Origin of the sequence: Oceanobacillus alkalisoli, from assembly GCF_021556485.1 — a bacterium.
Taxonomy (GTDB): domain Bacteria; phylum Bacillota; class Bacilli; order Bacillales; family Amphibacillaceae; genus Oceanobacillus; species Oceanobacillus alkalisoli.
Map to the genome: position 1 here is coordinate 98,222 of NZ_JAKGBW010000015.1, position 6,734 is coordinate 104,955.

Here is a 6,734-nt window from a genome sequence, read left to right on the forward strand (position 1 = left end):
ATTTAAGCTTTTTTCCAAGTGACGCACTGTTATAGAGGTGAAATACTTTACCAGCGGACAGAATAGGTGTTATACTATCATTAAGTTAATATATTGGACGGAGATTCCCGAGAGACCACATGACCTCTAATCTTTAGAGTGTTTTGTGGTCTCTTTTTGTTTATGTGAGAAACGAGGGATCATTATTAATGAGGTTATCATATTGTTTAGGTAATGATTGGTCTCATAACATAAATCCGTCTCAAATTATAAAGTGAAACTTCACTCATTGGGGAATTCCTTATCTCCCCCGATGAATGTTAGTTGAACAGAATCAGGGATTTACGGACTGTTTATCCTCCTCCTTACATTTAGGATTTCTCTCATGTGTATGGAAGCAGGATTACAGATCGTTAATGCGTGATAAACTACAAATATACGGTATTCATTAAAAAAAGGAGCGGGTTCACATGTTTTCAAGTTTACATCGCGAAGAAATAAAAAGGAACATGCAGGAAAATCTTGATTTAATCGTAATAGGTGGGGGTATTACAGGAGCTGGAATTGCTCTTGACGCGGCAACAAGAGAGATGAAGGTAGCTGTATTCGAAATGCAGGATTTCTCAGCGGGTACTTCCAGTCGCTCCACGAAACTTATCCATGGTGGATTGCGGTATTTGAAACAGTTTGAAATAGGCGTGGTTACGGAAACCGGCAGGGAGCGGGCAATTGTTTATGAAAATGGCCCCCATGTGACCACACCGGAATGGATGATGCTTCCGTTTTATAAAGGAGGGACGTTCGGGCCGTTCACAACGAATATTGGCTTGCGGGTCTATGATATTCTTGCCGGGGTGGAAAAAGAGGAAAGAAGAAAAATGTTTAAGCCGGAAGAGGCGTTAAGCCGAGAACCGTTGCTAAATGCAGCAGACCTGAAAGGAGCGGGTTACTATGTGGAGTATAAGACAGATGACGCCCGCTTAACGATTGAGGTGATGAAAAAAGCTGTAGAAAATGGTGCGCTTGCTCTAAATTATATGAAAATCACGAACTTAATTTATGAAAATAATAAAGTAATTGGTGTGGAGGCCAGGGATCAAATAGATGGCACAACCCAGAAATATTATGCAAAAAAAGTTGTAAATGCTGCTGGACCATGGGTAGATACGTTACGTGAATTAGACAACTCTAAAAAAGGAAAGCATTTGAGATTGACGAAAGGAATCCATCTCGTATTTGATGGTGGACGATTTCCGTTAAAACAAGCTATTTATTTTGATACTCCAGATGGAAGGATGATATTCGCTATTCCGCGGGAGGGCAAAACTTATGTAGGTACTACAGATACCGTGTATGAAGGCGATATTGCCAATCCGAAAATGACCATAGCAGACCAGGAATATGTGTTAAAAGCAATTGATTATATGTTCCCTCAAGTCGGTATTAAAGCAGAAGATGTGGAGTCGAGCTGGGCCGGCTTACGTCCGCTTATCCATGAAGAGGGGAAAGACCCCTCAGAGGTTTCCCGGAAAGATGAAATTTTTATCTCTGATACAGGTTTTATTTCCATAGCTGGCGGAAAGTTAACCGGGTACCGTAAGATGGCAGAAAGCATTGTGGATTTAGTCGGGAAGCAATTAGCTGAAGAAGAGGGCCGGACATTCCCTGATACGCAAACGAAAGAATTACGTATCTCTGGCGGATCTGTAGGAGGATCAGCAGGTTTTCCTGATTTTATAAAAGAAAAGGTAGAGATTGGATTGCAAATTGGCTTAAAAGAAGAAATAGCGAAGGAGCTTGTGCAACGATATGGCTCTAATGTAGAAATTATATATGATATTTATCAGCATGAATCCCAAGCCGAAGACGGGACAATAGATCCGGTGGTGCTTACGATGCTGCGTTATTCCATTGACTATGAATCAACATATAAGCCGACAGACTTTTTTATTAGACGTACAGGCGCGTTATTTTTCAATATTTCCTGGGTACACGAACATAAAAATGAAGTGGTTCAATATATGGCGAAAATTCTTGATTGGACTAATGAACAGAAACAAGAATATGAAAAAGAATTGGAACAAGCCTTACATGACGCAACTCACCCCACCCGGGACTGATAACTTGCCGGGACACGGGGTCAGAGCATCTGTCCCGCTCGCAAAAAACGGCGGGACATTGGGGTCGGAGGCATTGTCCCATAAAAAAATCGGGGCAACGGCTCTGACCCCGTGTCCCGATTTTTTATGCTAATTGCAGCTGGTGTTTTTTGATGAAGTTTTCAAGGATGTTGTCCAAGTTCGGTCCTTCTACTTCGTCTAAGTCATAGAAGACGCGAGTGGTTGGTTTATTGATGTTGATAACTCGTGTTAAATCGATTGGCGTTCCGATAATAACCGCGTCACAATCTGTATTATTAATTGTTTCCTCTAAATCCTTCAACTGTTTTTCACCATATCCCATCGCAGGAAGTACGTTTTCCAGATGTGGATAAGTTGCAAATGTTTCTTTTAGTGAACCTACTAAATATGGAGTGGGATCAATTACTTCTGTTGCTCCGTTTCGCTCTGCAGCAACAGTTCCAGCGCCAATTTTCATTTCGCCGTGGGTAAGTGTCGGCCCGTCTTCCACAACTAAAACACGTTTCCCTTTAATGAGCTCCGGCTTATCCACAGATATAGTGGATTCGGCTTTGATAATTTCACTATTCGGGCTTGCTGTTTTAATATTATTTTCCACAATGTCAATCGCTTCTTGCGGTGCGCTGTCCACTTTGTTGATAATCGAGACATCGGTCGTTCTTAAACATACCTCGCCAGGATAATACTTCAGCTCGTGACCAGGACGATGCGGATCAAGTACGGTTACTGCCAGGTCCGGTTCAATGAATGAGAAATCATTATTTCCACCGTCCCAAAGAATCACGTCACAGCCATCCGGATCATTTTCCGCAGCCTCTAAAATATCTGCATAATCTACTCCGGCATAGACAATATTTCCTCTTATTACATGTGGTTCATACTCTTCCATTTCCTCAATGGTACATTCATGCTTTTTTAAGTCGTCAACAGTTGCAAAACGCTGTACTCGCTGAGCGTTGAGGTCACCGTAAGGCATTGGATGACGGATTGCTACAACTTTTAAATTATTGTTAAGTAGTGTTTCGATAATCTTACGGGATGTTTGGCTTTTCCCTGTTCCAGTACGTACTGCCGTTACGGAAATAACCGGCTTCTTACTTTTCAGCATCGTACTGTTTGGTCCAAGCAATTTAAAGTCGGCACCAGCAGCGTTCACAACGGCGCTGATTCCCATGACATCTTCATAGCTTAAATCACTGAAGGCAAAAACACACTCATCGACTTCAAGTTCTTTGATTAGTTTCGGCAGTTCATCTTGGGAATAAATAGGAATACCTTCTGGATATAGTTCTCCCGCAAGTTCACTCGGATATTTCCGTCCATCAATATCAGGAATTTGCGCTGCAGTAAACGCAACAACATTATATGCATTATTATCACGATAATACGTGTTAAAGTTATGAAAGTCTCTTCCGGCCGCACCAATTATAATTACATTTTTAGTTTTCATTGTATTCGCTCCTATGTGTGTAAAGAATTGATTATAATTATACTATTTAATGTATATTTATTCAATAGGTTAAATAAAAAAAGTGGATTCATCTGAAAAAAGCTTGATGAATCCGCCTATTTATTTAAAGAAATCTATTATTCTTCCCGAAAAGTCTTGAAATAAGCGGCCGCTTCTACCATTTTCGCGCCGTACCAGAACATTTCTCCATCTACAATCCTTACCTTCGTATGCGGCAACATCTTCTCGAACACGTCGAGGTGTTTTTCCCGAAAAGGAAAAGGCTCCGTCGCAAGGAAAACTTCATCGAGTTTTGCTTTCTTGAAATCCTTTTCATTCACCAATGGATAGCGTCCTTCCGCTTCTGTAAAAGGATTGCTGAATCCCATTTCTTCAAGCAACGAATTGATATATGTATCTTTTCCCACTACCATATAGGGCTTTTGCCAAATGACATAGGCAACTCGATTATTCTTCCCATGTGGCAGGACTTGAAATGCGTTTTTGATTTGTTGCATAAGTTGTATTGCAGCTTTTTCTCTATCTGTTAGTCGACCAATATCTTCAATCATGGGGAAGACATCCTTGAAATGTTGCACTTCAAAGACAAAAACTGGATAATGTTTTTCTAGCGTCTCCACCATTTCCTTCGTGTTTTCTTCTTTTTCAGCAATGATTAGATCTGGCTTTAATTCATGGATACGATCCAGTTTCATATCTTTTGTGCCACCAATATTAACGGCATGCTGGACTTTATCTTCCGGAAATTTGCAAAACCTGGTTCGCCCGACGATTTTTTTATCTAATCCTAAATGATACATTGTCTCGGTTATCGCCGGAACAAACGAAATAATCCGCTCCGGTTTACGAACAAGCGGAACCAACCGACCGAGATGATCACGAACACTCACACAAATAACCTCCTTAATTGGCGGAACAGTGGGGTCAGAGTTTTAGTGCTGTATTTTTATGACCGCAAGCTGAACATAATTGGGTAGATGCAAATATTTTCGGTGCTTTGACAAAGTATTTCCCCCGTTGCTCCAATTTGTATTTTAAATAGAGGCGAAAATTACCGAAACCATTATCTTGCTGATTTTTGGCATAATACTTGTTTTGTCCAATCGCACGAAGATTTACGTTCTCTACTACAATCATGTCATAATGGTTCGCAAGCGTATAAGCCTTCTTGTGAAGCCAATCTTTTCGTTGGTTTGCGACTTTGGTTTCCAATCTCGAAACGAAAAGCCGTTGTTTTTCCCAACGATTGGAACCTTTTACTCTGCGCGATAGCACGCGTCGTTCTTTCGCCAAACGTTCTTTCATTTCCCTGTAGTATTGAGGATAATTGGCTTTCTTACCCTCATTGTCAACGAAAAAATGAGATTGAGAATAATCTAGTCCTAGAATACGATTAGGCGTACCAATGCTGGCAATTTCTATTGAAAATTCAACACAAATAGACACGTCATATTGTCCTTTCGTGTTCATCGTAACCGTAACATGTTTAATGTTACTGCCCTGCGGTAAGGGCCGATGTTTGTTCAGCCTTAACCCGACTACTTTCACAGGAGACTTTTGTGCAGACGGGAGATATAATATGTCGTCTTTAATGTAGATAGTTCCATTTTGGTTGAATGTCGTATAGCTGGCTGTGCTGCCTTTACGGGATTTGAACTTCGGCATTCCTTTTAAATCACGGAATGTCGGTTCTATCCCGAGTGTTTTCTGACGTTTTAAAGTGGATTTTTTGTATTGTTTCTTATAAGCAATTTTGTTGAAGGCTGTTATCGCCTTGTTGAAGTGCTGTTTTGCTTCGTTGGAGGCGAATGCGTCTACAAGATAGAAGTAAGCCACATCATCTTCATTTAAACATTGTTTTTTGAATTGAGAAACAGTCGACATCCCCATCTTTTTTAATGAAGGTAAGGCATCACCTGGTTGATAGTTACTTTTTTCCAAATAATCATAGAGGTGGGCAACATGGAGGTTATACATCTTTCTCTTTGCACCGAAACATTGTCGGAAATACGTTTCTGCATCTTGAGAAATGGGGGTCGCACGATACACATAGCCACGGTTCACGAATTCCAGCATGGATTCCACCACCTGTCATTTTTGTTTTTATAGATGGTATTGAAGTGGGTAAACGTATCCTCCACCGTGAATAACATTTGACACAGTTATCACCCTATCCCTATTATACTACGAAATATATCACAGATATAGGGATGATAGAGAGCAAAATGATAATATAACTAATGAAATCCGCTGATAATAATAAATTGATAAATTTATAAAAAATATCAAACACACTGACCCCATGTCCTGATCGGGACACGGGGTCAGTGTATTTGTCCCAGTTTATGCTGGGAAATTAACTGTTTTATCTGTTGGTTTGGTTTGTACCTTTTTATGGAAACGAGCCTTGATATATGGAGCGATGAAACGGTCGACACCGTAGTGATAACTAGCCGCACCTGTGAATAATAACACAATCGCAACCGTGTAAAAGATCGGATTTGTACTCAATGTTCCTGCAAGTAAGAAATTAAGATTCATGAATGCACCAGCAATTAAAGCAGGAATAGTAGCTGCACCAAGGATTAAACCGATACCTACCAAGAGCTCTCCCCAAGGGATCAAAATATTTATTAAACCGACATTTGGAATCGCGAAGCCTTCGATAAAAGTTGCGTACCATGCTTGTACCGTAGGGGCTTCACCCGTTGCGTTGGCAAGTACACCTTGCAGATATCCGCTAGCATCAAAGCCTCCAACTACTTTACCCCAACCCGCAGTCAACCATTGTACACCTAGCCAAATACGCAATATTGTCCAAATAATCGCCATCTGAGGTCCTTTAAGAAAGTTTTTCATTTGTTTATCTCCTCACATATTTTATTGTGAAACATTTCACTAACTCTTACAATTTAAATATACTGTATTCAACGTGAAAATGCAATATACTTCACCGCTTTGTAACAATTAAATAGCGGGCTCAGAGCATTTGTCCCAAAATTCCTGGGACAAATGCTCTGTGATATGCTCCCTTTATAGTAGACAGAGAAATAATAAAAGATCTCTACTACTATAAAGGGAGTTTTTATTATGTCTGAGAAAGTAATGAAACACACATTGGATGAAAGGGTTCAAGCTGTATT

5 protein-coding genes are annotated in these 6,734 nt (G+C 40.3%); 1 reads left to right on the top strand and 4 read right to left on the bottom strand.

What is annotated here, in order from left to right; translation table 11 throughout:
- Window positions 1–449: 449 nt before the first annotated feature.
- Window positions 450–2,099 (top strand): glycerol-3-phosphate dehydrogenase/oxidase, encoded by a 1,650-nt coding sequence (locus LZD48_RS14155; protein WP_235763374.1) that lies wholly within the window; start codon window positions 450–452, stop codon window positions 2,097–2,099.
- A gap of 124 nt (window positions 2,100–2,223) precedes the next feature.
- On the opposite strand, the gene LZD48_RS14160 is transcribed toward LZD48_RS14155, so the two are convergent.
- The 4 genes from LZD48_RS14160 to LZD48_RS14175 form a co-directional block, all read right to left on the bottom strand.
- A complete protein-coding gene (locus LZD48_RS14160; protein WP_235763375.1) occupies window positions 2,224–3,570 on the bottom strand; it encodes a cyclic 2,3-diphosphoglycerate synthase in 1,347 nt (448 codons plus the stop codon).
- Window positions 3,571–3,707: 137 nt separating this feature from the next.
- Complete coding sequence (locus tag LZD48_RS14165) at window positions 3,708–4,481, bottom strand: helical backbone metal receptor (RefSeq protein ID WP_235763376.1); 774 nt, start codon at window positions 4,479–4,481, stop codon at window positions 3,708–3,710.
- Window positions 4,482–4,515: 34 nt separating this feature from the next.
- Window positions 4,516–5,667: an RNA-guided endonuclease InsQ/TnpB family protein gene (locus tag LZD48_RS14170; RefSeq protein WP_235763377.1), complete on the bottom strand. Its 1,152-nt coding sequence runs from the start codon at window positions 5,665–5,667 to the stop codon at window positions 4,516–4,518.
- Window positions 5,668–5,934: 267 nt separating this feature from the next.
- Complete coding sequence (locus LZD48_RS14175; RefSeq protein WP_235763378.1) at window positions 5,935–6,450, bottom strand: DoxX family protein; 516 nt, start codon at window positions 6,448–6,450, stop codon at window positions 5,935–5,937.
- Window positions 6,451–6,734 lie beyond the last annotated feature (284 nt).

Coding starts and splice junctions, on each gene's coding strand:
- LZD48_RS14170 (WP_235763377.1), bottom strand. CDS start 5,667: ATGCTGGAATTCGTGAACCGTGGCTATGTGTATCGTGCGACCCCCATT.
- LZD48_RS14160 (WP_235763375.1), bottom strand. CDS start 3,570: ATGAAAACTAAAAATGTAATTATAATTGGTGCGGCCGGAAGAGACTTT.
- LZD48_RS14175 (WP_235763378.1), bottom strand. CDS start 6,450: ATGAAAAACTTTCTTAAAGGACCTCAGATGGCGATTATTTGGACAATA.
- LZD48_RS14155 (WP_235763374.1), top strand. CDS start 450: ATGTTTTCAAGTTTACATCGCGAAGAAATAAAAAGGAACATGCAGGAA.